Source organism: Paraburkholderia sp. A1RI_3L, assembly GCF_048957895.1.
Taxonomy (GTDB): domain Bacteria; phylum Pseudomonadota; class Gammaproteobacteria; order Burkholderiales; family Burkholderiaceae; genus Paraburkholderia; species Paraburkholderia kururiensis.
Genome location: NZ_JARCHA010000092.1, coordinates 1 through 343, shown reverse-complemented (window position 1 = coordinate 343; position 343 = coordinate 1). Strand labels below are relative to the sequence as shown.

The following is a 343-nucleotide window of genomic DNA, read 5'->3' as shown; positions in this document are numbered from 1 at the left end:
GGGCCCCTGCGAGCTTGAACATGCTGCGAGCACTGCCGTTGCAACAAGCGTTACCGCCATTCTCGATATCATCTCTATTGCTCCCGCTGTCGTTGTTGTTTGCCCGGCAGCGGCACGCCCGCTGTGCCGCCGCCGGACCTGCGCTTACCACTGGTAACTGATGCCGCCGCCGAACGAGTACCCGGCGCTGCTCGAGCCCACCCCACCGCGCAGCTTCAGGTTGTTGGTGATGCGTGCCGTGAAGCCCAGGGCGACTGCGCCATAGCCCTGGAAGCTCGCGCCGCCCACCCCGACTGCGATGGACTTGCCTGCATCGACGTCCGGGATCATCGAAAGCGCGGTA

The 343-nt window shown here is 65.0% G+C and carries 1 protein-coding gene; it reads right to left on the bottom strand.

All coding sequences use genetic code 11. The annotated features are described in order from the left end of the window. Nucleotides 1-144: 144 nt before the first annotated feature. On the bottom strand, nucleotides 145-343 hold a 199-nt coding region (locus PXJ20_RS33040; RefSeq protein ID WP_421057528.1), incomplete at its 5' end, for a YadA C-terminal domain-containing protein.